Origin of the sequence: Parasphingorhabdus sp., assembly GCF_965233695.1 — a bacterium.
In the GTDB taxonomy this organism is placed as follows: Bacteria; Pseudomonadota; Alphaproteobacteria; order Sphingomonadales; family Sphingomonadaceae; genus Parasphingorhabdus.
In genome coordinates this window covers 613,711-640,415 of the sequence record NZ_OZ247497.1, presented here as the reverse complement: position 1 = coordinate 640,415, position 26,705 = coordinate 613,711, and the positions used below count along the sequence as shown (strand labels likewise).

Sequence of the window (26,705 nt, the reverse complement as noted above, 5' to 3'; positions counted from 1 at the left end):
CTTATTTCGCGCGAGTCCAGTTCTGACCCTGACAAAACGGCCCGATACAGCCCTTCATCTTCAGCTTTGTTGGCGACATAAGGCTTACTTCCGAGCGATAGGTTTTGCCGCTCTTGGGATCGTAAACCTTGCCGCGCCAGATTTGGCCATCGGGCTTGAATCCCGTCAGAATCGCAATGCCAAGGATCTTACGGTCGCGCAGTTTCTTGTTGGGATTGTTGACGTCTTTCTGGCCCACGCCATTGGGCGGGGTGACGAGATATTTCAAAATGCGACCGCAGACCGTATCACCGCATTTGCCGATTTTGATGATGGCATCCTTGTCTTGCGTGATCCAATTGCCGTTGATGGAATCCGCGGCCAATGCTGGGGATGCAGCCAATAACCCGCCAACCAATATGGCCGTTTTCGCTATTGATAATCCTGTCATGTCGTCACCTTATAATGTCTGTTCGGTCGTCCTTAGAGGTTCTTTCTTTGCCCCTGTCTGAACGCGGCGGAAAAGAACGCCGTTCTCGGCCCACAGGATAAACAGAAAAGCCGCAATGCCGCAAAAGAAAAACCCGATGACAAGCGGCAGGGTCGTACCATCAAATTGCAGGCCAATTGCCCCGCCGATTGCGGCGGATAGCAGGGTCCGGGTAAAATTCTGAAACGAGGAAGCCACGCCAGCGGTTTTGCCAAAGGGCTGCATGGCGATTGAGCTGAAATTCGCGCCGGTAAAGCCGACCATGCCCATGGAGGTGGCAAGCAATATAACAAACAGCGTCATGGTCAGCCATCCCGCCATCGTTATCGCCAAATGAATGATCGCGATGAAGATGAAGAATAAAAGCGCCGCCTGCGATACCCGGCGCGCGCCAAAGCGCATGACGATCCGGCTGTTGATGAAATTGCCCAAAGCCATGGCAATGGCATTCGCCGCAAAGATGAAAACAAACAGATCAGCCGCATCAAAGGTGGTGAAAAATATCTGCTGCGCCGACGCGATAAAGGCAAATAGCGGCGCCATCATCAGGCCGCTGGCGAGAACATGGCCAAGCGCATTGCGGTGCAACATCACGCTGGCCCAGGCGCTGGTCACTGACGACAGATTGATCAGTGTTTTGTCTTCAGGGTGCAGCGTTTCGGGCAAGCGGATGAGCAACCACAGCAGCGCCAGGGCCCCGATGGCGGACAGGACGATAAAAATCATCTGCCACGGTGCGAAAACCAGCACCAGCTGGCCCAGCATCGGCGCGAGCACCGGCACGGCCATAAACACCATCATGATGGTCGACATCGTCCGCGCCATCGCATCGCCTTCGTAGCGATCCCGAATGATGCTGTTGGCAAGCACGCCCATGGCGGAAGCCGCCAATCCCTGAATGAACCGCGCGGTGAGCAGCAGGTCATAGCTTTCGTTAAACGCGCAGAGGATGCCAAAGCCGACATAAATGGCGGTGGTCACCAACAGTACCGGTTTCCGGCCATAACGATCCGCCAGCGATCCATAAAGGATCGACCCGATGGCCATGCCATAGATATAGGATGTGATGATCCATTGCCGGTCATTCTCGCCCGTTAGCCCAAAATCATCGGAAATCAGACCGAGCGCCGGCAGCATGATATCGATCGCCAACGCGTTGAGCGACATCAGGCTGGCCATCATGATGATCAGCTCGACGCGACCAATCGGGAAAGGGAGAGACTTGTTATTCACCGGCGGGCTATGGCAACTAATATTCATCGTGGCTATAGGTGAAAATGCTATAGGTGAGCATATGAACAGGGAGTTTGCGGTATTTTTGACATGCGCACCATATTGTTGCTTTTAGGCTCTGTTCTTGCGCTACTTGCAGGCACAGCGCCGGCCTCTGCCCAATTGCCAACCCCGCCCGTGCCGGGCTGCCAATATGCTTACGGCAATATCTACGGGAATGTAGAAGGCGAGCGCGCCGGGGAAGCGATGCAGACCTATGATGGCAGTAAAATCGCGTCGCCAGAGCAAATCGCGGGCTATTCTGCAGCCGCCGGCGACAAGAGCATCCTGATCGAAGGAGGTAATTTTTCCGGATGGGATTTCACCGGTGTGGCACTGGCCAACATCTGTTTTGTGGAAAGCGACCTCAGCCGTTCGGACTGGACCGGCGCCGAGGCTCCGGGCCTTGGATTTATCAAAGCCAATGTCGAAGCAGCTACAATGCCGGGTGCAAAGATGCAGGATATCCTGATCCGCAGCAGCGTTTTTTCGCGTGTCGATGCCAAAGCTGCGGACTGGAGTAGCGGTAAATTGGACGGTGGCTGGGACGGTGATGTCGAGGGGCTCAATCTGGACGGCGCCAACCTGACCGGCTTCAGATTTGATTGCGGGATCACGGTCAGCGATGGCTGTCCGCTGGCAAGAAGCGGCATGAGCGCGCAGGGCGCCAAATTGGCCTTTGCCGATTTGAGCAGCTTTGGTTTTTACGATGCCGATATGACCGGCGCGGTGTTGAACCAGACGGTCATCAGTCCGCGCCAACTGACCGATTTTAAAGACGCATCCAATATGGGCGCCGTGTTTATCGCTGGCGGAGATCAAAAGGTCATGGTGCTACCCGAAACATGGGCGGTGCTGATGGCATCGGCGCTGGCGGCGGCGGACAATGATGCGCCATCCTTTGATTGCGCCAGAGCCGGAACCGCTGTCGAGAAAGAAATTTGCGGGGAATATAATGGCGATATGCGGCAATCTGACCGGCAGGTGGCGGCGCTTTATGACCTGGCTCGCAAGCAGGACCGTAGCGTAAAGGCCAGCCAGAAAGCGTGGCTGAAACAGCGCAATGCCTGCGGTGCTGAGCAATATCCTGCCGATTGCCTGCGCAGGGCTTATGATGAGCGTGTCGGTCAATTAATCGGACTTTTGGGCGAGCCGGATTGGTTGAAATCCGGCGAGGAAGTTTTGTTCTTTGAAGAGGTGCTGCCGTTGACCGGGGATGTTGCGCAGTCGCCCAGTTACGCGCAATTGGTCCCGATATTGGCAGGCGAGGCACGCGCGAGCCTGTTGGTCAAACGTAGCACGGACGGCAGTCTGGAAGCTTATGGCGATGCGGTCGGCGCCAATGCGCATCTTTGCACTCTGGAGGCAAAAGGCCTCCGCTTTGATGCGGCGACCGGCTGGTATAGTCTGTCCGGAACACAAGAGGGCTTGACCCGAAAATTTCCGGTGCTCCGTTATCATGATGGGCGGATTGAAGTCTATCGCGCCGGCAGGTTGCGCGCCGACGAGGAATTGCCAGGCACGAGCTTTGCCAGCTGTGGTGCGCGGGCGAGCTTCCCGCCGATGATCAAAATGGACGTGCCACCTGCGATGATGGCGCGTTATCGTCAGGCGGTCTCAGAGGGCAGATGAGCGAACAACTCGGCATCCGCAAAATCATCCATATCGACATGGATGCATTTTTCGCGAGTGTGGAACAGCGCGATCATCCGGAGCTGCGCGGGAAACCGGTCGCGGTCGGTGGCTCGGCGGCACGCGGCGTGGTCGCAGCGGCAAGCTATGAAGCGCGACAATTTGGTGTGCGTTCCGCCATGCCGTCCGTGACGGCGAAACGGCGTTGTCCTGACCTGATTTTCGTTAAACACCGCTTTGATGTCTACCGCGAGGTTTCCCAGCAAATCCGTGCGATTTTCCGTACCCATAGCAATCTGGTCGAGCCGCTGTCGCTCGACGAGGCCTATATTGATGTGACGCAAGACAAGATGGGCATTGGCAACGCGACGCGGATTGCAGAAATGATCCGCGCAGAGATCAAAAAACAGACCCAGCTGACCGCCAGTGCCGGGGTGAGCTATAACAAGTTTATCGCCAAAATCGCGTCTGACCAGAACAAGCCCGACGGGATTTGCGTCATCAAACCACATCAGGGCGCGGATTTCGTCGCGCAACTGCCCGTGCGGCGGTTTTTCGGTGTCGGCCCAAAGACGGCCGAGCGGATGGCGAAGCTCAATATCCATACCGGCGCGGATATCAAGGCGCAGTCAGAGGATTTTCTCCGCCAGCATTTTGGCAAGTCGGCCGGCTATCTCTTTCGCGCTTCCCGCGGTGTCGATCACCGCGAAGTGAAACCCAATCGCATCCGCAAATCGGTTGGCGGTGAACGCACTTATGGCGAAGATCTGGTCAGTGATACGGATCTGGAAGAAGCGATGGAGAAAATTATCGATATCGTCTGGAACAGTATCGAGAAATCCGGTGCGCGCGGCCGGACGGTGACGCTCAAGGCCAAATATGCTGACTTTCGCCAGATCACCCGGTCAAAATCGCTGGAACGCAATGTTGAGGGCAAGGCCGAGTTTGCCGATATAGGCCGCGAATTGCTCGCCAGCATTATGCCGGTCGAAAATGGCGTGCGGCTATTGGGCCTGACGCTGGCGAACCTTGAGGGTGTGGTTGAGGCGGCGGAAGAAGCGTCGGCGGGTGAGGCGGGGCAATCGGCATTTGAGTTTTAGGGCTGCCTCAACCGCGGGATTTAATCATCCTAACCGCCTCCGTTCGCACTGAGCCTGTCGAAGTGCTGCCATGGCCTGGGGCTGTCCTTCGACAGGCTCAGGACGAACGGTAATTATTGCGGGGAACTTAAAATTTGAAACCGGCTTCAATGCCCCATATCCGCGGTTCATTGACGAAGCCGGTTAGGTTGTTGAAGTCGATTCCGCCCACTGCCGATTCATCATTGGTGATGTTGCGGACAAAGCCGGCGACGTCAAAGCTGTCGGTTTTGTAACCGATACGCAGGCCGCCTTCGAGCTGTCCGCCATCCTGGAATTCAACCGATTCATAGAGGAAGAAGTTGATTTTCGAGCGGTAGGACCAGTCGGTAAAGGCATAGACTTCGCCAGCGCCGACGGGGATGCTGTAAGCTGCTGTCCAGTTGGCAATCCAGCGCGGTGCCTGGGGCAGGCTGTTGCCATCGATATTGACGATGGCGGCTGAGAATGGAGCGGCTGGAGTCACGATCGGATCAAGCAAGGTACAGAGCGAAACGTCCGGAAACGTGTCCACCCGCGTTGCACCGCAAGCGGCGGTGGTCAGGCCGTCATCCTGGATCTCGGTATTGTTGTAGCTGAGGCTGGCGGTCAGCAGCAGCTCCGGTATGGGCTTGAACTCGGTGTCGAGTTCAAAGCCATAGCCGCGCACATTATCCGCGTTTATCAAACGGTTAGCATTGACACCGCCGCCAACAGCGGTCAGCTGGGCATCATTGAGATCATAGTAGAAACCGTTGAGGTTGATCCGGCCGCGGCCGTCCAAGACGGTGGCCTTGATCCCCGCTTCATAGGACTGGATGGTTTCGGAATCGCCGATTGTCACGCCGTCTTCTAGCGGGGTCGCGGTGGCCGGCGGGAAGAGGATGCGGCCCTGAATGCTTGGCGCGCGATAGCCGCGGGCAATGCGCGCGTAGAGATTGATATCATCCGTCGCAGCATAGGTAGCGCTGATATCCCAGGTGACATTGTCATCGCTGACCGAACGGGTGACGGTACCCAGCGGGTTTTGCAGGAAGGCAGGGAACTGGCTGTCAAGCGAGCGAACCACGCTATAGTCGCGCTCGTCATCATTGTAACGCAGGCCGCCGGAGACGCTGAACTGGTCGGTCAGCTCCACGGTCACGGCACCAAAGATACCGAACGCTTCGCTCGACTGGCGCTGGCGCACGACGATGTTCGGGCCGCCAACCGCGTTGAACGGATCGCCCAGTGTCGAGAAGTTGGTGCTGTCGATGCGCAGGTCTTCATCAAAATAGAAGAAGCCGACCTGATAGTCGAACGGGCCATCGCCATTGCTTTCGAGGCGCACTTCCTGCGTGAATTGGGTCAGGAAAGGCACCGCATCCTGGGTTTCGGCCGTGAATGGGATCTGGCCGGGACCGAACAGGTCGGGCGGCAGGAAGTTGGCGCCAAAGCCGCCATCCACATCGCCGACCGAAGTCGCGTCACCGCCCCACAGGCTGGTTACCGAGATCAACGAGACCGGGCCCAGATCGTGGGTATAGCGCGCGGCGATATTATAGGTTTCGATCTGCTGGTCGTTCTGGCCATCGACCGAGACGGAATCCCGGTCGAAATTGGCATTGAGACCGCGCTCGCCGCGGGTGAAGACGTTGGCGCGAAAGACGCGGGCAGTGCCTTCGAGGTCGCGATACTGGCCGGTGATGAGAAGTTCCTGTTCATCTGTCGGCGTAAATTTGAGCTGGCCGCGCAAGGCGATTTCTTCATAGCCCTCGAGTGCATCTTCTTCGGGCGCAGAAGGATTGTCATTATCGATCCAGTCGTCCTGGCGCTGGTAGAGAACCGAGAGGCGGGCCGACAGCATGTCATCGACGATCGGCAGAGTGACCGCGCCTTCAGCGGTCAGCGCATTGAAGCGGCCATAGCTGAGGCGCGCATGGCCGGTAACCTCATTGCCCGGCTTGACGGAATCGAACTTGACGATGCCAGCAGGCGTGTTACGGCCGAACAGCGTGCCCTGTGGGCCGCGCAAAACTTCGACGCGGTCGAGGTCAAAGACCGGGAAGCCTTTGAGGATCGGGTTTTCAAGGACGACATCATCATAGACGACACTGACCGGCTGCGAAGCGTTAAAGTCAAAGTCGGTATTGCCGAGGCCGCGAATATAGAAGCGCGGAAAAGTCCGGCCGAAGGAGGACTCAACCACCAGGCTGGGGACGCGAGCGGAAAGCGCGCGGACGTCCTGGCCGCCAGAGCCGATAGCCGCTAGCCGTTCATCGCTGAGCGTGGAAATGGAGAGCGGCACGTCTTGCAGGTTTTCTTCGCGCCGCTGTGCGGTCACGACAATCGTGCCGAGCTGATCATCATCAGCACCGGCTTCATCCTGGGCGAGAACGGGTTGTGAAAGGCCGCCTGCGAGTAAAGCTCCAGCAAGGGCGAAACGAGAAATGGCAGATACGGATATACGGCGCATGACGATTATCTCCGGCAATGAATTTGATAATGGATTCGGAGAGGTTCCCTGTTCCCCGTGCGCAAACCCCTGAACATCCCCGGGCCAGCGGTCAAGTTTACGGCGGTGTTAAGGGGCGGGATTGTGCCGAATCCGGCGCCAGTGTTGCAATTGCGTTACAAAAAGGGGGTTTGGTTGCTTTGGTTGGCGAACATTGCGCTCCGCACTTGATGCGGAGCCCAGGGTTAACTGTCTCATGCCTCTGTTCTGGGCTCCGCATCAAGTGCGGAGCACATATGTCTGGCCTTGGTTTTCCAGCGTCCCCCGTGGCGCGGCAGCCTCGCGGAGATCGCGGATCAAGTCCGGGATGACGAGTGGGTGTGAGGCTTCAAACGCCCACCCTGCACGGGAGTACAGCATATTGCTACGTTTCAAGCCTGAGCCACGATTTCGATGGGTAGGCTCGCCTAAAAACTCATCTCGTCATAGATATGTGATAGATCGCCATTCCATTCGCCATGATAGCGTTCGAGCAGCTGGGCAGCTGGCGATTTGCCCTTGGCGACCACTTCGCGCAGCGGATCGAGGAAACCGCTTTCATTGTCGCCGCTGGTGTTGAGGCGTCCGCGGGCGGTCAGGCCAGCCGAGGCGATATCGAGTATCTCGCCGGCGAGGTCGAGCAGCTTCCCGCCATTGGGAAGCGGCGCGCTCAGCCCCTGTTTCGGCACGGCATTGCGCAACGCTTCACGCTCTTCCATGGTCCAATGCTTGACCCGATCCCAGGCGGCATCTAGCGCGGTCTGGTCATAGAGCAGACCTACCCAGAAAGCGGGGAGGGCGCAGATGCGGTTCCATGGCCCACCGTCGGCGCCGCGCATTTCGAGAAAGCTTTTCAGGCGCACTTCCGGGAAGGCGGTCGACAGATGGTCATTCCAGTCGGCCATCGTCGGTTTCTCGCCGGGCAGAACCGACAATTCGCCTTTCAGGAAATCACGGAAACTAAGACCCGCCGCATTGATATATTTGCCGTCGCGAAAGACGAAATACATCGGTACGTCGAGCATATATTCGGCATAGCGTTCATAGCCAAACCCCTCTTCAAACACGAAGGGCAGCATGCCGGTGCGATGGGGATCGGTGTCGGACCAGATATGGCTGCGGAAGCTTTCAAAGCCATTGGGCTTGTTTTCTGTGAAGGGCGAATTGGCAAACAGCGCGGTGGCGAGCGGTTGCAGGGCCAGACCGACGCGGAATTTCTGCGCCATGTCGGCTTCGCTCGCATAGTCGAGATTGACCTGAATCGTGCAGGTGCGCAGCATCATGTCGAGGCCGAGATTGCCGACCGTCGGCATATGGTTGAGCATGATCTCATAACGGCCCTTGGGCATGATCGGCAGCTCGGCGCGGGTTTTGTCCGGCCACATGCCCATGCCGAGAAAGCCTTTGCCGGTTTTTTCGCCAATGGCTTTGACTTGCCTTAAATGGCGGCCGGTTTCGTTACAGGTTTCGTGCAGGTTTTCAAGCGGGGCACCAGATAGTTCGAGCTGTCCGGCCGGCTCGAGACTGACGGTGCCGTCATCACCGGCCATGGCAATGACTTTGCCGTTTTCTTCGACCGGCTTCCAGCCAAATTCCTGCAGCGCGAGCAGCAGGTCCTTGATCCCGCCGGGTTCGTCATAGCTGGGGGCGTGATGGTCATTGGTACAATAGACAAATTTCTCGTGCTCGGTGCCAATGCGCCAATCGTCTTTTGGCTTCTCGCCGCCCTGCATTGGCTCGATAAGCTGGCTGACATTCTCGATCACAGGATCGTTGCTATTTGAAACTTGTCTCGTGCTCATGATCTGCGTTTAGGCAAGTGTCCGAAATATCGCTAGAAATATTTTGTTCGGGCGGGAGGAGTCTTTATTTAACCTCAAGCGCCGGGCGCGGGCATCCGCCCGCTTGGCTATCCTCGCATAAGCTCGGGCGCGCGGTCGCGCTTGCCGACGCGGTGCGTCGGATTGGTGCCACTTTCAGAGTATCGTCCGAGCGCAGCGAGGCAAGGCCGACCGGCCGCCGCGCCTACTGGCGCGTAGCCAAGGGCACGAATGTGCCCGCCCGGCGCCTGAGGTTAAACAAAAACACCCTAAACCAACCACTTCACCGCAGCAAAGCCGCCGACAAACAGCACCCCGCCCAAGGTGGTGGCCAGCGCGAAATTCTTGTCGATCCATTCCTTCATCGGCGCACCGAACCGGGCGAGCAACACAGCAACAAGGAAGAAGCGGGCCGAGCGAGCGATGATTGCGGCGATGATCAGGATATAGAGCGGCATGGCGGTGCTGCCCGCCGCGATAGTGATCACCTTGAAGGGGAGTGGCGTGAAGCCGGCAAGCAGGACGACAATCCAGCCCTGTTCGTTGAAATTCTGCGCAAATACGTCGAACTTGTCGGTCACGCCGTAAAATTCAAGGATCGCAATACCGACAGTTTCGAACAGGAAAAAGCCGATCGCATAGCCGAGCAAAGCTCCCAACACCGACGAAACGGTACAGATGAAAGCGTACCAATAGGCGCGTTTCGGCTTGGCCAAACACATTGGCGCAAGCATGACATCAGGCGGAATGGGGAAAAAACTCGACTCTGCAAAGCTGATACCGGAAAGCCATTTCGTCGCTTGTGGATGACCCGCCTTGTCGAGCATCCATTCGTAAAGGCGTTTGAGCATTGTGGGTTCCTGTCGTTGCTCTTGTACCCCTGCGCAGGCAGGGGCCCATCTCCTGTGTTTAAGTTTGCGCGTTACAGATGTTTGGGTGAATGCGGTAGCCCATAAGCGTTTTGCAATATTGATGGTTCACAGTTTCTCTGGGTATGGAGATGGACCCCTGCCTGCGCAGGGGCACCTATACTCAATGCCCTGCTGCTCCCGACACTTCCTCTTGCAATTCTTTCGGTGTTTCCCGGCCATGGTCGGTGCCTGCCGTACGGTTACCCTTGGCCAGCGCAAAGACCACACCGGACAATGCCAGCAAAGCAATAATATTAGGCAGCGTCATAACCGCGTTTGAAATATCGCCGAGTCGCCAGACCAGTTCCAGCGGCGCGAACGAACCGAGGAAGATGACCAGGCACCAAAGCACGCGCCAGGTTAAATGAAGCTTCTTTTCACCGCTAAGCGAAGAGCCGGGCAGCAGATCGTAAAGATAGGTGATCGCGCGCTCGCCATAATAGCTCCACGTCAGCAAGGTCGTGAACACAAACAGGATCAGCGCGACTGATACAATCAGCGTCCCGATCGGAATGCTGAAAACTTCGAACGGGAACGCCGCTGCATAGGCACCAGATGTCATCGCAAAGCCATTGAGATCGGATTGCCAGGCATGTTCCACCACCGTTTTCACGCCATTGGCATCGGTAAGGGTGAAGTCCCCCGCGACCGTCAGCATGACCAAGGCGGTCATCGTGCAGATGACGATGGTATCGATAAACGTGCCCATCATCGCAAAGCGGCCCTGCGCCGCCGGATCATTGGTCTGTGCTACCGCGTGGGCGATCGGTGTAGAACCCTGACCGGCCTCGTTGGAGAACAGCCCGCGCGCGACACCGGCGCGAATGGCAATCATGATCATTGCGCCCAGAAAACCGCCAGCCGCTGCGTCATATCCAAAGGCCCCGGCAAAAATGCGGGAAAAGGTTTCGGGCAGATAAGGCAGGTTGATCATCAACGCGACGAAAGCCATCACCAGATAAGCGGCGGCCATCCACGGGACGACGGTCTCAGCGACTTTACCGATCGATTTAATGCCGCCGATAATGACCGCGAAGACAGCAATGGCTGCAACCGCGCCGCCAACCCATTCTTCGACACCGAAGAGTTCATTGGCGCTGTCGCCCAGACTATTGGCTTGGATACCGTTGCCGGTTACCAGCGCTGAAAACAGCGCGCCGATACAGAACAGCACCGCCAGCCAGGTCCATTTCGGGCCGAGGCCAAGGGTAATATAGGTCATGGGTCCACCGCGATAGGTGCCGTCTTCGGCCTGTTCGCGAAAGCGGATGGCCAGAGACCCCTCGGCAAAGGCAAGCGCCATGCCGAAAAGGGCGGTGATCCACATCCAGAAAATCGCACCGGGTCCGCCCAGCGTAATGGCGGTCGCCACACCGGCGAGATTGCCGGTACCGACTTGCCCGGAAAGAGCCGTGGACAAAGCGGCGAAGGGAGAAATCTCGCCTGCGCCCTTTTTGTCGGATTTCTTGAAAAGTCCAGCCAGAGCAGGGAATAACCGGCGCAGCGGATAGCCGCGCAGACCGATCATGAAGTAGATGCCAGCGCCCAGCAGGATGATGACCATTGGCGGAATCGGCTGGCCAGCAATGGCAAGAACCGGTTCCCCGTTCCAGCTCCCGCCCCAGATAAAGTCCGATACGTTGGTGACTGGCTGAATAGCCGCTTCAAACCCCGAAACTGGCGCTGTACTCACTCAAATTCTCCCCGCTTCGCGCATCTTGGCGCTGAAATTCTGGCTGTAATTTAATTACAATCGCAACAGGATTAGCAGTCGCGTCGTTTTTGGCAAATGCTTTTGCCAATTGCGCGTCAAAGCCTATGATAAAGTTAGAAAATCAAAACCAATATCATGATTCTTTTCAGATGGAGCAGCGCATATGAGTGACCAGATCAGCAGTCTTTGGGTAAAGAAATCCGATCTCCCCCGAGCCGAATGGCACGAAACTCCGACCCCGGAACTGGCTGATGGACAGATTTTGCTGGAGATCGAGAAATATGCATTGACCGCCAATAACATCACCTATGCCGCCGTGGGCGACGGCTTTGGCTATTGGAATTTCTTCCCGACGGGTGATGCCGACTGGGGCATTGTCCCGGTCTGGGGTTTCGCCAAAGTGGTCGCATCGAAACAGGATGGCATCGCAGTAGGTGAGCGGGTTTACGGCTATCTGCCGATGGCCAGCCTTCTCGTCGTCGCGCCCGGCAATGTCACCGATGCCGGTTTTGTGGATCAGTCCGAACACCGCCAGGGCCTGGCGATCATCTATAACCAATATCACCGTCTCGGCATGGACGCCGGACAGATGGAAGACGAGCGCGCGCTCTATCAACCCCTGTTCACCACCAGCTTCCTGATCGAAGATATGATGCGCAAGGCCGAATGGTTTGGCGCCGAAGCGGTGCTGCTTACCAGTGCCTCATCAAAAACCGCGCTGGGTCTGGCATTGGTCGCGAAAAATCTCAGCCCCGATATCAAGCGTATCGGCCTGACTTCGGCAGGCAACAAGGCCTTTGTCGAGGAAACAGGACTTTATGACGAAGTACGGACCTATGATGACCTGTCGAACGCCGATGCATCGCAAGCCATTGTCTCGGTCGACTTTGCCGGGAACAGCGCGCTGCTTTCCGCGATTCACAGCCATTGGGATACCAATCTGAAATTCAGTTCCATGGTCGGCGCGACCCACTTTGAAGCACGCACAGGCAGGGGTGAGCTAAAGGGCCCCGAGCCTATCATGTTCTTCGCACCTACGGTGGCAGAATCGCTGATGAAGGAAGTCGGTCCTGCCACGTTTCGCGCGATGGTGGACGAGCAGTTTGCTGCCTTTGTTGCCGACGTTGCGGGCCATCTGGCGGTCGAGCATCTCTCCGGTCAGGACGCCTTGCAGAGCGCCTATCTGGAAATGCTCGCCAACAAGGTCGCGCCTAATCGCGGTTTGATCTGCGCGCCGGGTTGATCTGTACTCTGGGCTGACGATGAAAAAGCGTTGATTATCAAAGAAGAAGGGCAGATAATAGGCTGAACAGGGTCGCGCCTGTTAGGGGACGACATGACTGAAACACCGGTTTCCGGCCCAGATTTGGCCCGCCACGCGCTCTTTGACGGTGTGTCGGAGGCAGCGCTTGATGCGTTGGAAGCGGTTTCCACACTGAAACCCGTGGCCGGCGGCGAGAGTCTTGTGATTCAGGGCGATGACGCGGATGCGCTCTATTTCGTCGAATCCGGCCGGTTCCGGGTGGTGGTCAACAAGGTCCATATTGTCGCCCATATCGAAGCGGGGGAAGCTGTGGGCGAGCTCGCCTTTTTTGCCGGTGGCAAACGCACAGCCGATGTGATCGCAACCCGCGATTCTGTGGTTCTCAAAGTCTCGCGCAGCGCATTCGACGATATCGCACGGACGCATCCGGAACTGACACAGGCCATGCTCAAACTGGTGTCCGAACGGTTGGTGGTCGCCACCAGCCGTGCCGGTTCGGTGGGGAGCAGCACACCGCGGGTGATTGCCTTGCTGCCCGCCGGGACCAGCCAGTTGCCGGACGGCTTTCTGGCGCGGTTGGCAGAGGCGTTTGAAGCGGTGGTGAAAGCAGACACGCCGGTAATCGCGGTGGACCAGGGCACAAACGAAGCGTCGGACAGCGCCGCCTATCAGGCATGGCTGGCGGAACAGGAAGCCAAGGGCGCCTATGTCCTGATTGACGGCAGCGGGTCGGAAGAGTGGAGCAACCAGGTCTGCCGCAACGCCGATGCGCTGGTCATGGTGGGGCGCCCTGGCCGCGCCGAACCCGAAGCCAATGCGATGGAACAAAGCGCGATGCGGTGGATTGCCGCGCCGCAGCGGACCTTGCTGCTGGTCCGTGAAAAGGCCGACAAGACGATTACCAAAAGCGCGGCGTGGATCGACCCGCGCGAACCCAAGCTGCACCACCATGTTGCGCTCGATAGCGATGCCGACTTTGCCAAGGTTGCACGCTTCCTGACCGGCCGCGCGGTGGGCTTGGTGCTCGCTGGCGGCGGCGCTTTGGGCTGCGCGCATCTCGGGGTGATTCAGGCGCTGAGAGAGGCGAATGTTCCGATCGACTTCATCGGCGGCGCGAGCGCAGGGGCCGCAATGGGCGGCGCGATTGCGCGGGGTATGACGGTCGAGGAAACACTCGACCAGATGGAGGCGATGTTCATCAAGGCGAAGGCGATGCGGCGGCTGACCCTGCCGCTCTACTCGCTGCTCGACCCGACCGTGTTCGATGCCGAATTGCGCAGCCGCTACGGGACCAAGGACATTGCCGACCAGCCGATTAATTTCTTCGGCGTTTCGACCAATTTGTCGACCAACGGCCTGCACGTCCACCGGCGCGGGCCGCTGTGGGAATGCGTCCGCGCCTCGGGTTCTTTGCCGACCATATTGCCGCCCTTTATCGACAGCGATGGCAATATCCTCGTCGATGGCGGGGTGCTCGACAATGTACCGGTAAAGGTCATGCATGATCTGAAAGCCGGGCCCAATATTGTCGTGTCGCTTGGCGATCCTGATGAAATCTGGCGCACCAATGTCGAATATGACGATATTCGGGGACGCTGGACCCTGATGAAAGACGTGCTGCTGCGCAAAAAACGCGAGGCCGAATTCCCCTCGATTGTCGAGATAATGTCGCGCTCCATGGTTGTCGCCAGCCGGATGGCGTCCAAGGAAATGCTCGGCGAGGACGATATTCTGGTCAATCCGCCGATCATCCCGGATATGCAGATACTCGACTGGCATTTGGGCCGCGAACTGGCCGAAATGGCATCCGAATATATTGCCAGTCAGGTGATCGACAGCGCCGGGCTGAAACATCTGTAAGTGCCCGTGCCCCTGCCTGCGCAGGGGCACAGCCGTAAGCACCACGGAGGATCCCATCCCGACGCATCATCCCGGCGCGCCGGCATCATCTGTCGTTCAGCCGGGTCTCTATATCTGGGCCGATATATGTATTACATAGCGAGTCCCCAAATCAGGATGACTTATGACCGCCACCACCAGCCCCTCACAAACCCTTGAATTTCAATGCCAGTGCGGCGCCATTGAGGGCGCCGTCCGCGAGTCCGCCCCGCCGACCGGCCGGCGGCTGGTCTGCCACTGCAACGATTGCCAGGCCTTTGCCCATTATCTCGGCAAGGAAAAGCTGATGCTTGACGACCATGCCGGAACCCATGTCTATCAAATGGATTCGTCGAAATTTGAAATTACCAAGGGGCAGGACCAGCTCGCCTGTGTCACGGTTACGGGCGGGCCGCTGCTGCGCTGGTATTGCGCGACGTGCAAAACGCCGATTGCCAATACGTTGAGCTCGTCGCGTTTTGCCTTTCTGTCGCTGATCCTGTCCGGATTTGATCGCGGCAAAACCGATGCGGTGCTCGGCAGCGCGGAGGAACATGTGGAAGTCTCGTCCGGGGTCGGTGATCCGGGAAAGGTGAAAACCGCCAGCATGGCGGGCATGCTGTGGAATTTGCTCGTCCGCACGATCAAGGCGCGAATCCATCCGGAACTCAGAAAATCGCCGTTATTCGATGACACCACCGGAAAGCCGCTCGCCAAGCCGATCAGGCTGGAACCCGCCGAGCGGCTGGCGCTGGACGAAAAGGCGGATATTTACCGCGAGGTATTGGCGGAGATTGGATAGGGATATTGTCGCGCCCTATCGCCTAGGGACCGGAATGATGCTTTGCCGGATCGGGCCCTATCGCTTCGGTTATTCTGGCGGTTTTCAATATATGATCCGCCATCGCATTCGCCGCATTGTCGCTGATATGATCGAGCAAGCCCCGCTTCACATATTTGGGAGCTGTCTTGATCGCTATCGCAATCGATATTCGAAGGTCATCTTTGGAGATTCGGCGCATGGCCAGAATAGAACATATAAAGAACAAAATGAAAAGGAATATTTGTTTTTAAACGGTTTTGTGTGTTTTGAGGGGTGGCTCGAAAACTGGTTTTGAACCCTGTGTCTGGCGCGATATCGAAGCGTTTTTGCTATTATGTGTTGGAGAACCAATCACCACGATCTGGCTCATTTCTTTCACTATGTTGCGCTGGATCTAAGTCGGCATTCGTGTTTGCTATGGGCGCATCTGTGGACATTATTTGCGCCGGATCGATTTCTTCAGTCTGTCAGACTCCGTTCAATATTGGGACGAATCGCTGTTACTCCTTGACTCCAGATTAACCATAGAGCAGCGTTGCCCTGGGCCGCATAACAAATTGACCGACTCAACGGTTATTTGGGGGATTGATTATGAGAGCTAAACATCTTGCCGCCGGGGCAGCTTTGGCTGCGTCGTTCACATTGGCAACACCAGCTTCCGCAGTTGTCATCGATTTTGATTCTTTGTCCAATGGAGATGTCGTTACAAACCAGTTTCCGGAGGCCATTTTCTCCTCCACACCTGGATCAGAAATACTCGTAACGGCACAAAATCTGGGATCATCGCCGCCCAATTTTATCTGCTCTGGTGTTATGGGTTCAATTAACTGCGTCGATGATATATTTGTAGATTTCACTAGCGCTGTAAGCGGTCTGAGTTTCATCGGCGTTGGAATTAACGCCGGCGGAGACGTCGGGGACGTCCGTGTCCTGTCGGGGATGACATTATTGGGCACAGTCGATATTTTCGGAACCAACGGAATAGGCACCATAGATTTGACTGCCTTTTCGAACATAACCCGGATCGAGATTTCGAACACAGATCCAGCGGGTATTGGTTTTGATGATTTTACCTTCGATATCGGCATGGGAGGTGCAGTGCCAGAACCTGCCACATGGGCTTTCATGATTTTGGGTTTCGGTGCCATTGGCGGTGCAATGCGGCGTCAACGTAAAGCGACAGTGAAAGTCAGCTACGCATAAGCTTGCCAAACAAGTTTACCCCAAAGCCCCGCTGGAGCAATCCGGCGGGGCTTTTTGTTTGTCTGCTAACGGCCGCTTCCGGGATTTAGCAGCCACCTGTTCTTCGGTCGGCAATGAGAATAAATAACCATATCGGTTAAAAACACTTGACATTGTCACGCTGTTTGGGTACATATCTGGAACATCGAGAAATTGTGATTCGGGCCGAGCGGTTCTGGAACACCGGCTAGGCCTCGCTTTCGGGGTGCCGGGTGTCTCCGCGCGTTCGCCCTTTTTAGCGCCCGCAATCCGGGCGGGAGGATAGATATGTCTGAAACAGTATATGATAGGGAACAACAAGCCGAAGAGCAGGGCGAGGTCCAGTGCGATCCGCGTGCGGCGCACAAGGCGGCCAAGAAACGGGTCTTTCTGGAACAGCTGACGATCACGTCGAGCATCAAGCAATCGCGGGAGGTAGCCGGTATTCCCAACAGCACGCTGCATAGCTGGAAAAACAACGATCCGGATTTCGCCGCCGCCTGGCTGAAAGCGCTGGCCGAAGGCTATGCGCTGCTCGAGATGGAAATGCTGGAGCGGGCGCGTCATGGCGTGGAGCGCAAGATTTTCTATCACGGCAAGCATGTCGAGACGGTGCGCGACTATGACCATAAAACGGCGCTGACCCTGCTGCGGATGCACAAGGAAACCGTGGCGCTGGTGCGCGCGGCGCAGGCGGAGCTGGCCGTGGAAAAAGAGCCGGTGCGCGACACGCTGGATGAGAAGCTCAAGAAGATAAACGTCCGCTTGCGCGCCTTTCAGGCGGAGAAGCGACGAAAGCGGCTGGGGGCAGATCATGATGAGGAAAGGGCCAGCGTGATTGATGACGCGTGATGTCAAAACGGCAGCCGAAATAGGCAAGTTGCGAGATGAAGAGCGTGATTTCTTTCTGGGCTGCATGGATCCGGAAACCCGGCTCGAATATGAAGCCAGCTGGCACCATTGGGCGCGCGATGAACAATTGGCACCGGCGGGCGACTGGACCGTCTGGATGATCATGGCTGGTCGCGGTTTTGGCAAGACCCGCGCCGGTGCGGAATGGGTCCGCGAAATTGCCGAAGCCGACGGCAGCGCGCGCTTTGCTCTGGTCGGCGCGAATTTTGCGGAGACGCGGATGGTGATGGTCGAGGGCGAGAGCGGCTTGCTGTCGATCGCGCCGCCGAAAAACCGGCCAATCTGGGAACCGTCCCTAAAGCGCCTGCGCTGGAATAATGGGGCGGAGGCCTATCTCTATTCGGCCGCGGAACCGGAAGGACTGCGTGGACCGCAACATAGCCATAGCTGGTGCGACGAGATTGCCAAATGGGTGAATAATAGTGGTCAGGCGCTGGCGGCGTGGGACAATCTGAAAATGGGATTGCGACTGGGCCGCGCGCCCAAAATTGCCGCGACAACGACACCAAGACCGGTGGCGCTGGTGCGGACCTTGGTGAAGGATAGCGGCGTGGTGACCACCCGCGGCAGGACGGAGGATAATGTGATGAACCTGCCGTCTGCGTTTATCAATGTGATGAAGGCCGATTATGGCGGTACGCGATTGGGGCGGCAGGAACTGGACGGCGAACTGATCGAGGAGCTGGAAGGCGCGCTATGGACGCGGGCGATGATTGAGGGGTGCCGGGTCAATTCACCCCTCCCCTTCAGGGGAGGGGCCGGGGGTGGGGCATACCGCGAAGCCTACACTAAAGTCCCCCACCCCAACCCCTCCCCTGAAGGGGAGGGGCTTGAAAGTCTCGCCCGCATCGTCATCGGCGTCGATCCGCCCGCCTCGAGCAGCGGAGACGCGTGCGGGATCATTGTCGCCGGATTGCGCCCTGACTGCAAAGCCGTAATCCTCGCCGATCGCAGCGTTGAGAAAGCCAGCCCCGAAAAATGGGCCAGAGCGGTGGCCGATGCGGCACGCAGGTGGGGCGCCGACCGGGTGATTGCCGAGGCCAATCAGGGCGGAGCGATGGTCAAATCGGTCCTGCAGGCGGCGGATATTTCCTTGCCGGTACGGCTGGTTCACGCCTCGCGCGGCAAGGCTGCGCGGGCCGAACCGGTGGCGGCATTGTATGAGGCGGGGCGGGTTTGTCATGCGGGCGCTTTTCCGCGTCTGGAGGATGAACTCTGCGGATTGCTCATCGGCGGCGGCTATGAAGGGCCGGGACGGTCCCCGGATCGCGCCGATGCGCTGGTCTATGCGCTGACGGAATTGATGTTGCGGCGGAAGCGCGTGCCGCGGGTGCGGGTTTAGGAAGGATTCTTTATTGATTCCCTCAGGCGCCGGGCGGCGACATCCGTCGCCTTGGCTACGCGCCATAAGGCGCGGCGGACGCCATTTGATTTTGGCGCCCTTGCCTCCGCTTCGCGTCGGTTTGGTGTTATTCCTCAAGGTCGCGCTGATCCGGCGCATAGCGTCGGCAAGCGCGACCGCGCGCCCGAGCTTATGCGAGGAAAGCCGAGCGGGCGGATGCCCGCGCCCGGCGCCGGAGGTCAAAAAAAAGGAAATAAAATGAAATTCTGGGAAAATATTTCCCTCGCCTTAAAGGGCGGGGGTGGACAATCACGGACGCCCTTGGGCCGCAGCTATATCGGCACCTACGGCGGTGTTTCGTACACCGGCAAAGCGCCCTATTCTTACGAAGGACAGGTGCGCGACGCTTACATCAACAACGCCATTGCCCAGCGAGCGGTGCGCATTGTGGCCGAGGGTGTCGGCGGTGCGCCGCTCGTGCCGATGAACGACGGCATTGCAACCCTGGTCAACGCCACCAGTGCGGGCCAGTCCTTGCTCGAAACGCTCGCCGCGCATCTGTTGTTGCATGGCAATGCCTATGTGCAGGTGATGTGCGGCGCCGACGACCAGCCTGTCGAACTGTTCGCGCTGCGGCCCGACCGGATTACGATCGAGCCGGATGAAAAGGGCTGGCCCGTCGCCTATGCCTATCGCGCTGGCGAGCATCAGACCCGCTTTGCCGCGCAGGATGCGATGGGCCGTCCGGCGATCATCCATATCAAGGCCTTTCACCCGACCGACGACCATTATGGTCTCGGCTGCCTCGGCGCAGCGGCCAGGGCGGTGGCCGTGCATAATGCGGCGGCGCAGTGGAACAAGGCGTTGCTCGACAATGCCGCGCGGCCGTCAGGCGCTTTGGTGTTTGATCCGGGGCCGGATGGATCGGTCTTGTCGGCGGACCAGTTTGACCGGCTCAAGGCCGAGATGGAGGCGAGTTTTGCAGGCTCCGGCAATGCCGGTCGTCCGATGCTGCTTGAAGGCGGCCTCAAATGGCAGTCGATGAGCATGACCCCGGCCGACATGGATTTCGTTGCGCTGAAAGCGGCCGCCGCGCGGGAAATTGCGCTGGCTTTTGGCGTACCGCCGATGCTGCTCGGGCTGCCCGGGGACAATAGCTATGCCAATTACCGCGAGGCTAATCGGGCGCTCTGGCGGCTGACGATCTTGCCGCTGGCCGGTAAGATTTTGGACGGCCTGTCGGGCGCGCTGGGAGCGTGGTGGCCGGAGGCGAAGCTGACGATCGACCGTGATCAAATCCCGGCACTGTCGGAGGACCGGGAGAGGCTGTGGAGCCAAGTGAGCGCAGCCGATTTTCTGTCGCCGGAAGAGAAGCGGGCGATGTTGGGTTTATGATTCTCTCCCCTTGAGGGAGAGAAAAGACTTGGCTTGGCAGCTTGCTGCCTAGCAAGTCTTAGTGAGGGGAGGGCGGCAGTCGCAGCCCTTTATGTGCGCCGCCCACCCCTCACCAAGTTTCGCTAGCGCCCCTGGACAAGCCCAGGGCCGCAAGCTGCACTGTCCTCTCCCTCAAGCGGAGAGGAGGGGGTATTTATTTTACCTCAAACGCCGGGTGCGGGATTTTTTGTTCAACCTCAGGCGCCGGGCGGGCACATCCGTGCCCTTGGCTATCGCGCCATACGGCGCGGCGGCCGGTCGGCCTTGCCTCGCTGTGCTCGGACGATGCTCTTTGACGTTGCGTAGAAGGTCGCGCTGATCCGAAGCGAAGCGGAGGCAAGCGCGACTGCGCGCCCGAGCTTTTGCGAGGAAAGCCAAGCGGGCGGATGCCCGCGCCCGGCGCCTGAGGTCCAAAAAAAGGAACCATGAAATGAAAAACGAAGAAATGCTCGCCCGCCTGGTGGCGCAGGCGGAAGGCGATGGGGCTGATCTGGTCACGCTCCGCGCGATAGTCGAGGAGGCAACCGACAGCGGTGCGGAGCGTGTGCTCGATCGGCTGGGTCTTGCCGATCATAAGGCGCAGGATGATCTCGACGAACTGCGCGAGCTGCTGCGCGCCTGGCGCGATGCCAAGGCGAGCGCCTGGAAAGCCGCGATCACCTGGATTGTGCGCGGGGTGCTGGCACTGCTGCTGATCGGGATTGCGATGCGGTTCGGGTTCGGGAATTTGGTGACGTGAGTGATATTCGCTTCGCTGGCTATGCCGCGATTTTTAACCGCATCGACAAGGGCGGTGACATTATTCGACCCGGTGCTTTTGGGACGCTCGCCGAGGGGCAATCGCTGCCCTTGCTTTGGCAACATAGCGCCGAGCATCGCATTGGCAGCATCAGCTATGCCCGCGAAGATCAGCGCGGCCTGCGGGTGATCGGTAGTCTTTCAGCCGCGACAAGAGCAGGGCGAGAGGTGTCGGCTATGCTGAAAGACGGTGCGGTAAAGGGCCTCAGTTTCGGCTATCGCGTGCGGCAGGCGGCGGGCCAAAAGCCACGCGCGTTGATAGATCTGGATGTGGCGGAAATATCGTTGGTTACGCACCCAATGCAGCCCTTGGCGCGGGTGCACCATATCATCTGACGCGACCGTGCTCCGCACTTGATGCGAAGCACCAATACCAGCTTTTGGCCGCCCCTGACCGGGCGGTTATTCATTATCCATAAGAAAGGAACATCATGGACATTTCAACTACCCCCCTCGAAACGAAAGCCGACCCGCTGGAGGCTTCCTTTGACGCGGTTTTGCAGACCGAAGAAACCGAACAACACGGCAAGGCAATTGCCGCATTGCGCACCGATGTTGATGGTTTGAAGAGCCAGATGGCGGATATCTCCCGTGCATCCGCCCGTCCTGCTTTAGATGGCGCGAAAGGCTTATTGGCTTCCTCTGCATCAAAAGACTTCGTCGCAAAATATCTCCGCCGGGGCGATCATGCAGGTGTCGAGCTGGAAAGTTTTTCCGGAGCATCCGGCCCCGAAGGCGGCTTTGCGGTGCCGCAGGAAATTGATGCGCTCATCGGCCGGACGCTGAAGGACATCTCGCCCATCCGGTCGATTGCCACCGTGGTGCAGACCGGCAGCGCTGGCTATCGCAAGCTTGTCACCAATGGCGGCACGCCATCGGGCTGGGTTAGCGAAACGGCGAGACGGCCCGAAACCGACACCCCCAATTTCAATGAAATCGCGCCGCCGACCGGAGAGCTTTATGCCAATCCGGCGGCGTCCCAGGCGATGCTCGATGATGCGGCCTTTGATGTCGAAGCCTGGCTGGCCGATGAGATTGCGCGGGAATTTGCGCAGGCCGAGGGCGCGGCCTTTGTCGGCGGTTCGGGCATCAACCAGCCGCGCGGTTTTCTGAACGCCCCTGTGACCGACGAGCCGGATGATGTGCGCGCTTTCGGGGCGCTGCAATATGTGCCGTCCGGTGCAGCAGGCGGTTTCGCGGGAGCGGATGGGGAAGATGCGCTGGTCGATCTGGTCCACACGCTCAAACCCGCCTATCGGCAGGGCGCAAGCTTTGTGATGAACAGCGCAACGCTGGCCCAGATCCGCAAGTTCAAGACCGCCGATGGCGCGTTTTTGTGGCAGGCGTCGCTGGCATCAGGTCAGCCGGACATGCTGCTCGGCTATCCGGTGGTCGAGGCCGAGGATATGCCGGATGTGGCGGCGGACAGCCTGTCCATCGCCTTCGGCAATTTCCGCGCCGGTTATCTCATCGCCGAACGCAGCGCGACCAGCATCTTGCGTGATCCGTTCACCAACAAGCCGTTTGTGCACTTCTATGCGACCAAGCGCGTCGGCGGTCAGGTGATGAACAGCGAAGCGATCAAGCTGATGCAGTTTAGCGCGAGTTGATAGTTGTGGGGGAGGGGGGAGAGTTTTTATTGGAACCTCAAGCGCCGGGCGCGGGTTTTTGTTTATTCCCTCAAGCGCCGGGCGGCGACATCCGTCGCCTTGGCTTTCCTCGCATAAGCTCGGGCGGACGCCATCTGATTTTGGCGCCCTTGCCGATGCGATGCATCGGACTGGTGGCATGCTTGAGGTTTCGCCTGTTCTTCTCTCCCCTTGAGGGAGAGAAAAGACTTGGCTTGGCAGCTCGCTGCGAAGCCAAGTCTTAGAGAGGGGTAGGCGGCAACCACCATCGTTAGCGATAACCGCTCCCCCCGCTCCAAGTTCCGCTCCCTCAAGGGGAGAGGATGAAGGAGCGGCCACCATTGTGTACAACCTCAACCCCCAAATCCCACACCCCCCAAAAACCCCAACCTGAAAGGACGCCCGAACCGTGAGCTTCCCCCCTATAAGCCTGCCCGCGATCCCGGCAGAGCTGATCGAAGAGGTCAAAGAATTTCTCCGCCTTGCCCATGGCGAAGATGATGACGCGCTGGAGCAATTTGTCCGCAGCGCCGCGCACCTTTGCGAGAATTTCACCGGCCAGATGCTGATTACCCGACCGGAATGCGATCGCTTGCCGGTTCGCGCAGAATGGCAGAAACTTAAAAGACGGCCGGTACAAGCGATCACGCGGGTCGAGGCCGTGGCCACCGATGGCAATATGACGCCGCTCGACCCGAGCGCCTATGCGATGGATATTGACGGCGACGGTATCGGCTGGGTGAAGCTGTATAGCTACCATAATATCCAGCGTATCGCTGTCACTTATGAAGCCGGGCTGGCCGCCGACTGGGGCGCCGTGCCAATAACCTTGCGGCAAGGCGTGGTGCGCTTGGCAGGCTATCTCTACTCCCATCGCGATGGCGCGGATGTTGCCGCACCGCCGAGCGCGGTGACAGCCTTATGGCGGCCGCATCGCCGGATGAGGCTCGCATGAGCGGTTCAAATTTTGGAGGCGGGGAATTTAGCGGCCTGCTGCGCGAACGCATCCATATTGCACGCCGGTCCGCGCAGCGTGATGCCATCGGATCAGCGACCGACCAAAGCGAAATCGTCGGCGACTTCTGGGCGGCCGCCGAGCCGCTTGGCTCGGGCAGCGAAGCGCTGGCCGAGAGCCGTTCGGCCTTGCCGCGATGGCGATTCACGATGCGTCAGACGGAAGCGATCCGTCCCGGTGATCACCTGAAATGGGGTGATCGGAACATGGTCGTCCGCACCGTGTCCGCCGACCATCGCTTCATTCCGAAAACCATGTTGGAAGCCGAGGAGAAACGGTAATGGAGAAGCTGAAAAACAAGGCGGAAAGCCTGGCAGAAGCGACGGTCGAGAAGACCAGAGCAGACGTCAAAGCGGCGCTGGACGAGCAACTGCCTGATCGGTTTTCGATCGAGGAGTCCAGGGATGGGGTTGTCGTTTCCGGTGGCGGCATTGGCGCGGAAATGGTTGAGAATAACAGCCTGCGCGATATCGCCTTTTTGATGCGAGGTGTTCGATGACCAGCGCTCTTGAGGCGGTGCAGCGGGAACTGGTTGCGGCGATGAACGCGCACCAGCCGTTGCTGGATGCAATTAACGGAATCTATGACGGCCCGCCACCGCTTACCCGCTTTCCCTATATCGCCTTGGCGACGGGCGCATCGCTCGACTGGAGCTATAAAGGCGGCACGGGCCGGGAGCTTAGCCTGGCGCTGACCGTGCATGACGATGGCGATAGCGCGGCGCGATTGCACCGGGTGATGGCGCTGATCGAGGTGGCGCTGGAGAGCGGTCTTGCAGACCCCGACGGTTGGCAGATCGTCACGTTCGATTTTCGCCGGAGCCGGATTTTACGAAATGCGGTGAGCCCGTGGAACGGTCTCGTTGAATATCGCGCTCGGGTTTTGAAGAAGCCCGCGATTTAGAGGTTCGTGCTCCGCATCAAGTGCGGAGCACAATAGTGGCAACCGAAATACCAATTCTCTCCCCTTGAGGGAGAGAAAAGACTTGGCTTGGCAGCTGGCTGCCTAGCAAGTCTTAGAGAGGGGAAGGCGGCAAACGCCGGCGTTAGCGATGGACGCCTACCCCTCTCCAAGTTTCGCTAGCGGCCAGGGCCGCAAGCTTCACTGTCCTCTCCCTCAAGGGGAGAGGATGAAAGGGGCCACCGCCGTATACAACCTCAAGCGTGCCACCAGCCCGGAGCGCAGCGGAGGCAGGCGCGACCGCGCGCCCGAGCTTATGCGAGGAAAGCCAAGCGGGCGGATGCCCGCGCCCGGCGCCTGAGGTCAAAACAAAAACTCCCCGGCGCTTGAGGTCCAATAAAAAACCACCAACACAAAAAAGGAACCAACTATGGCAGCAGAAAAAGGCAGTGCCTTTCTCCTTAAAATTGGCGACGGGCAGGACCCGGTGAGCTATTCCACCATCGCCGGTCTGCGCACGACGCAATTGTCGGTCAATGGCGAACCCGTCGCGATCACCAGTAAAGACAGCGGCGGCTGGCGCGAGCTTTTGTCGGGCGCAGGTGTGCGGTCGGTATCGGTATCGGGCGCCGGCGTATTTACCGGATCGAATGCGGAACTGCGTATCAAGAACCACGCGCTGGGCGGGGTGATTGACGCTTATGAACTCAGCTTTGAAGGCGGTGACCGGATGCGCGGTGATTTTCTGGTCACGCGGCTGGACTATAGCGGCGATTATAATGGCGAGCGCAGTTATACGTTGAGCCTCGAAAGCTCGGGCGCGGTGATCAATGTCTGAGCGGGCAAACGCGCTGCGCGGTGAGGCGGAGCTGGTGCTGGGTGACCAGCGGCTGATCTTGCGCCCCAGTTTTGCGGCCTTGGTCGCGGCGGAAGAGGAACTGGGGTCGCTGTTCGATCTGGTCGAACGGGCGGCGGGTGGCCGGTTGATGCTATCGGAAATTGTCGGGTTGTTCTGGCATGTGATCCGGGATCGGCCTGATCGTCTGACGCGAGAGGATTTTGGCGAAGCGATGATGGCGCTCGGGCTGGCGGGTGTGACGCCTGTTCTCAAAATCCTGCTCAAACAGATATTGCAGGGACGGTGATGACAATCCCGTATCCCTGCGAAGGCAGGGATCCATCTCCTGATCCATCGGTGATCAGCAGCGGCATTGGTGAGCGCCAGTCTTCTGGTAAGAGCACTCCCTCTCCGGCGCCGTCAGATGCAACGGCACGAGATGGGCTCCTGCCTGCGCAGGAGCACAGTGGCTTCCGCACCTCTGCAGCCCATCTCGCTGGTCTGATACCCGCCGCTCTTGGCTGGACGCCCGATCAATTTTGGAACGCCACGCCTGCTGAATTGGCCGCCATCCTGAAGGCTTTGTCTGCAGCCGGTCCGGTCCATCAATGCACCCAACCCCTCACCAAAACCCAACTCGAACAACTGAAAGATACCCTCCATCATGGATGAAGAAATCGAACGTCTGGTCATCGCCGTGCGTGCGGATACCGCCGGATTTGCAAAAGATGTAGCGGATATGAAAGGCCAACTGGATGGCCCGCTCGCCAGCGGAATGGAACGCGCCGGTTCTGTACTCGAAACCGGCCTCCGCCGGGCGGTCCGGCGCGGGTCGCTGGATTTTCAGGATCTCAAAAGCGTCGCGCTGTCGGTGATGGATGATATTGCCAGCGCCGCAGTGAATAGCGGTATTGGCAGCCTGCTAGGCGGCGGCGGATCGGGTGGCGGCTTGCTGGGCCTTGGAACGTCGCTCTTGGGCGCGGCTCTGGGTCTGCCGGCGCGCGCGACCGGCGGACCGGTCACCGGTGGCCGCGCTTATATGGTGGGGGAGCAGGGGCCGGAGCTGTTTGTACCGACAGCAGCGGGCCGGATCGAACCGCACGGCTCGCTCGCCGCGCCGAATGTCCGCCTGACCATCAACATATCGGATAACGGGCAGGGCAGCGCGCCCGATCAGATGCGCCGCTCCAGCCGGCAAGTCGCGCGCGCGGTGCGCAATGCGCTGGCCTATCGGGAGGGGTGA

At 58.6% G+C, this 26,705-nt stretch carries 27 protein-coding genes; 20 read left to right on the top strand and 7 right to left on the bottom strand.

What is annotated here, in order from left to right; genetic code table 11:
- Position 1 precedes the first annotated feature (1 nt).
- Together ACO6S1_RS03015 and ACO6S1_RS03010 are read right to left on the bottom strand one after the other, a co-directional pair.
- On the bottom strand, positions 2-430 hold the full coding sequence (locus ACO6S1_RS03015; RefSeq protein WP_422344884.1) for a DUF2147 domain-containing protein: 429 nt from the start codon (positions 428-430) through the stop codon (positions 2-4).
- A 9-nt stretch (positions 431-439) separates the two neighbouring features.
- Complete coding sequence (locus ACO6S1_RS03010; protein ID WP_422344883.1) at positions 440-1,729, bottom strand: multidrug effflux MFS transporter; 1,290 nt, start codon at positions 1,727-1,729, stop codon at positions 440-442.
- 63 nt (positions 1,730-1,792) lie between these two features.
- Between ACO6S1_RS03010 and ACO6S1_RS03005 the strand changes: the two genes are divergently transcribed.
- Together ACO6S1_RS03005 and dinB are read left to right on the top strand one after the other, a co-directional pair.
- The gene (locus ACO6S1_RS03005; protein WP_422344882.1) at positions 1,793-3,373 is read left to right on the top strand and encodes a hypothetical protein; all 1,581 of its coding nucleotides are present in this window, start codon (positions 1,793-1,795) and stop codon (positions 3,371-3,373) included.
- Positions 3,370-4,473 carry a DNA polymerase IV gene (dinB, locus tag ACO6S1_RS03000; RefSeq protein ID WP_422344881.1) on the top strand — a complete coding sequence of 368 codons (1,104 nt, stop codon included), beginning with the start codon at positions 3,370-3,372 and terminating at the stop codon, positions 4,471-4,473. Before ACO6S1_RS03005 ends, dinB begins: the two co-directional genes overlap by 4 nt.
- 127 nt (positions 4,474-4,600) lie before the next feature.
- On the opposite strand, the gene ACO6S1_RS02995 is transcribed toward dinB, so the two are convergent.
- The 4 genes from ACO6S1_RS02995 to ACO6S1_RS02980 all read right to left on the bottom strand — a co-directional run bounded on the left by ACO6S1_RS02995 (position 4,601) and on the right by ACO6S1_RS02980 (position 11,388).
- Positions 4,601-6,946: a TonB-dependent receptor gene (locus tag ACO6S1_RS02995; protein WP_422344880.1), complete on the bottom strand. Its 2,346-nt coding sequence runs from the start codon at positions 6,944-6,946 to the stop codon at positions 4,601-4,603.
- Positions 6,947-7,392: 446 nt separating this feature from the next.
- Positions 7,393-8,766, bottom strand: coding sequence for a glutamate--cysteine ligase (locus ACO6S1_RS02990; protein WP_422344879.1), 1,374 nt, complete (start codon positions 8,764-8,766; stop codon positions 7,393-7,395).
- Positions 8,767-9,053: 287 nt separating this feature from the next.
- Positions 9,054-9,635, bottom strand: coding sequence for a YqaA family protein (locus ACO6S1_RS02985; RefSeq protein ID WP_422344878.1), 582 nt, complete (start codon positions 9,633-9,635; stop codon positions 9,054-9,056).
- 181 nt (positions 9,636-9,816) lie between these two features.
- Complete coding sequence (locus tag ACO6S1_RS02980) at positions 9,817-11,388, bottom strand: alanine/glycine:cation symporter family protein (RefSeq protein WP_422344877.1); 1,572 nt, start codon at positions 11,386-11,388, stop codon at positions 9,817-9,819.
- 184 nt (positions 11,389-11,572) lie between these two features.
- Here ACO6S1_RS02980 and ACO6S1_RS02975 point away from each other — a divergent pair, with 184 nt between their 5' ends.
- The 3 genes from ACO6S1_RS02975 to ACO6S1_RS02965 all read left to right on the top strand — a co-directional run bounded on the left by ACO6S1_RS02975 (position 11,573) and on the right by ACO6S1_RS02965 (position 15,353).
- On the top strand, positions 11,573-12,652 hold the full coding sequence (locus ACO6S1_RS02975; protein WP_422344876.1) for a DUF2855 family protein: 1,080 nt from the start codon (positions 11,573-11,575) through the stop codon (positions 12,650-12,652).
- 93 nt (positions 12,653-12,745) lie between these two features.
- The gene (locus ACO6S1_RS02970) at positions 12,746-14,533 is read left to right on the top strand and encodes a patatin-like phospholipase family protein (RefSeq protein ID WP_422344875.1); all 1,788 of its coding nucleotides are present in this window, start codon (positions 12,746-12,748) and stop codon (positions 14,531-14,533) included.
- A gap of 163 nt (positions 14,534-14,696) precedes the next feature.
- The gene (locus tag ACO6S1_RS02965; protein WP_422344874.1) at positions 14,697-15,353 is read left to right on the top strand and encodes a DUF6151 family protein; all 657 of its coding nucleotides are present in this window, start codon (positions 14,697-14,699) and stop codon (positions 15,351-15,353) included.
- Between the two features lie 22 nt (positions 15,354-15,375).
- On the opposite strand, the gene ACO6S1_RS02960 is transcribed toward ACO6S1_RS02965, so the two are convergent.
- Complete coding sequence (locus ACO6S1_RS02960; RefSeq protein ID WP_422344873.1) at positions 15,376-15,573, bottom strand: hypothetical protein; 198 nt, start codon at positions 15,571-15,573, stop codon at positions 15,376-15,378.
- Positions 15,574-15,965: 392 nt separating this feature from the next.
- On the opposite strand from ACO6S1_RS02960, the gene ACO6S1_RS02955 reads away from it, so the two are divergent.
- The 15 genes from ACO6S1_RS02955 (at position 15,966) to ACO6S1_RS02885 (ending at position 26,705) form a co-directional block, all read left to right on the top strand.
- Positions 15,966-16,577: a PEPxxWA-CTERM sorting domain-containing protein gene (locus tag ACO6S1_RS02955; RefSeq protein WP_422344872.1), complete on the top strand. Its 612-nt coding sequence runs from the start codon at positions 15,966-15,968 to the stop codon at positions 16,575-16,577.
- 306 nt (positions 16,578-16,883) lie between these two features.
- Complete coding sequence (locus ACO6S1_RS02950) at positions 16,884-17,447, top strand: hypothetical protein (protein ID WP_422344871.1); 564 nt, start codon at positions 16,884-16,886, stop codon at positions 17,445-17,447.
- Between the two features lie 64 nt (positions 17,448-17,511).
- Entirely contained in the window at positions 17,512-18,849 is a 1,338-nt protein-coding gene (locus ACO6S1_RS02945; protein ID WP_422346277.1) for a DNA-packaging protein, read from the top strand.
- A 258-nt stretch (positions 18,850-19,107) separates the two neighbouring features.
- Positions 19,108-20,244, top strand: coding sequence for a phage portal protein (locus ACO6S1_RS02940; protein ID WP_422344870.1), 1,137 nt, complete (start codon positions 19,108-19,110; stop codon positions 20,242-20,244).
- A 469-nt stretch (positions 20,245-20,713) separates the two neighbouring features.
- Positions 20,714-21,022 carry a DUF6127 family protein gene (locus ACO6S1_RS02935; RefSeq protein WP_422344869.1) on the top strand — a complete coding sequence of 103 codons (309 nt, stop codon included), beginning with the start codon at positions 20,714-20,716 and terminating at the stop codon, positions 21,020-21,022.
- The gene (locus ACO6S1_RS02930; RefSeq protein ID WP_422344868.1) at positions 21,019-21,417 is read left to right on the top strand and encodes an HK97 family phage prohead protease; all 399 of its coding nucleotides are present in this window, start codon (positions 21,019-21,021) and stop codon (positions 21,415-21,417) included. Before ACO6S1_RS02935 ends, ACO6S1_RS02930 begins: the two co-directional genes overlap by 4 nt.
- 95 nt (positions 21,418-21,512) lie before the next feature.
- Positions 21,513-22,691 carry a phage major capsid protein gene (locus ACO6S1_RS02925; protein WP_422344867.1) on the top strand — a complete coding sequence of 393 codons (1,179 nt, stop codon included), beginning with the start codon at positions 21,513-21,515 and terminating at the stop codon, positions 22,689-22,691.
- A gap of 427 nt (positions 22,692-23,118) precedes the next feature.
- Complete coding sequence (locus tag ACO6S1_RS02920) at positions 23,119-23,664, top strand: head-tail connector protein (protein WP_422344866.1); 546 nt, start codon at positions 23,119-23,121, stop codon at positions 23,662-23,664.
- On the top strand, positions 23,661-24,005 hold the full coding sequence (locus ACO6S1_RS02915; protein ID WP_422344865.1) for a phage head completion protein: 345 nt from the start codon (positions 23,661-23,663) through the stop codon (positions 24,003-24,005). Before ACO6S1_RS02920 ends, ACO6S1_RS02915 begins: the two co-directional genes overlap by 4 nt.
- Positions 24,005-24,223: a hypothetical protein gene (locus ACO6S1_RS02910; protein ID WP_422344864.1), complete on the top strand. Its 219-nt coding sequence runs from the start codon at positions 24,005-24,007 to the stop codon at positions 24,221-24,223. Before ACO6S1_RS02915 ends, ACO6S1_RS02910 begins: the two co-directional genes overlap by 1 nt.
- Positions 24,220-24,627, top strand: a complete 408-nt coding sequence (locus ACO6S1_RS02905) for a DUF3168 domain-containing protein (RefSeq protein ID WP_422344863.1) — start codon at positions 24,220-24,222, stop codon at positions 24,625-24,627. The genes ACO6S1_RS02910 and ACO6S1_RS02905 overlap by 4 nt, the downstream gene beginning before the upstream one ends.
- 427 nt (positions 24,628-25,054) lie before the next feature.
- Positions 25,055-25,462, top strand: a complete 408-nt coding sequence (locus ACO6S1_RS02900) for a phage tail tube protein (RefSeq protein WP_422344862.1) — start codon at positions 25,055-25,057, stop codon at positions 25,460-25,462.
- A complete protein-coding gene (locus tag ACO6S1_RS02895; protein ID WP_422344861.1) occupies positions 25,455-25,769 on the top strand; it encodes a gene transfer agent family protein in 315 nt (104 codons plus the stop codon). The genes ACO6S1_RS02900 and ACO6S1_RS02895 overlap by 8 nt, the downstream gene beginning before the upstream one ends.
- Positions 25,769-26,134, top strand: coding sequence for a phage tail assembly chaperone (locus ACO6S1_RS02890; protein WP_422344860.1), 366 nt, complete (start codon positions 25,769-25,771; stop codon positions 26,132-26,134). The genes ACO6S1_RS02895 and ACO6S1_RS02890 overlap by 1 nt, the downstream gene beginning before the upstream one ends.
- Positions 26,127-26,705, top strand: coding sequence for a tail tape measure protein (locus ACO6S1_RS02885; RefSeq protein ID WP_422344859.1), 579 nt, complete (start codon positions 26,127-26,129; stop codon positions 26,703-26,705). Before ACO6S1_RS02890 ends, ACO6S1_RS02885 begins: the two co-directional genes overlap by 8 nt.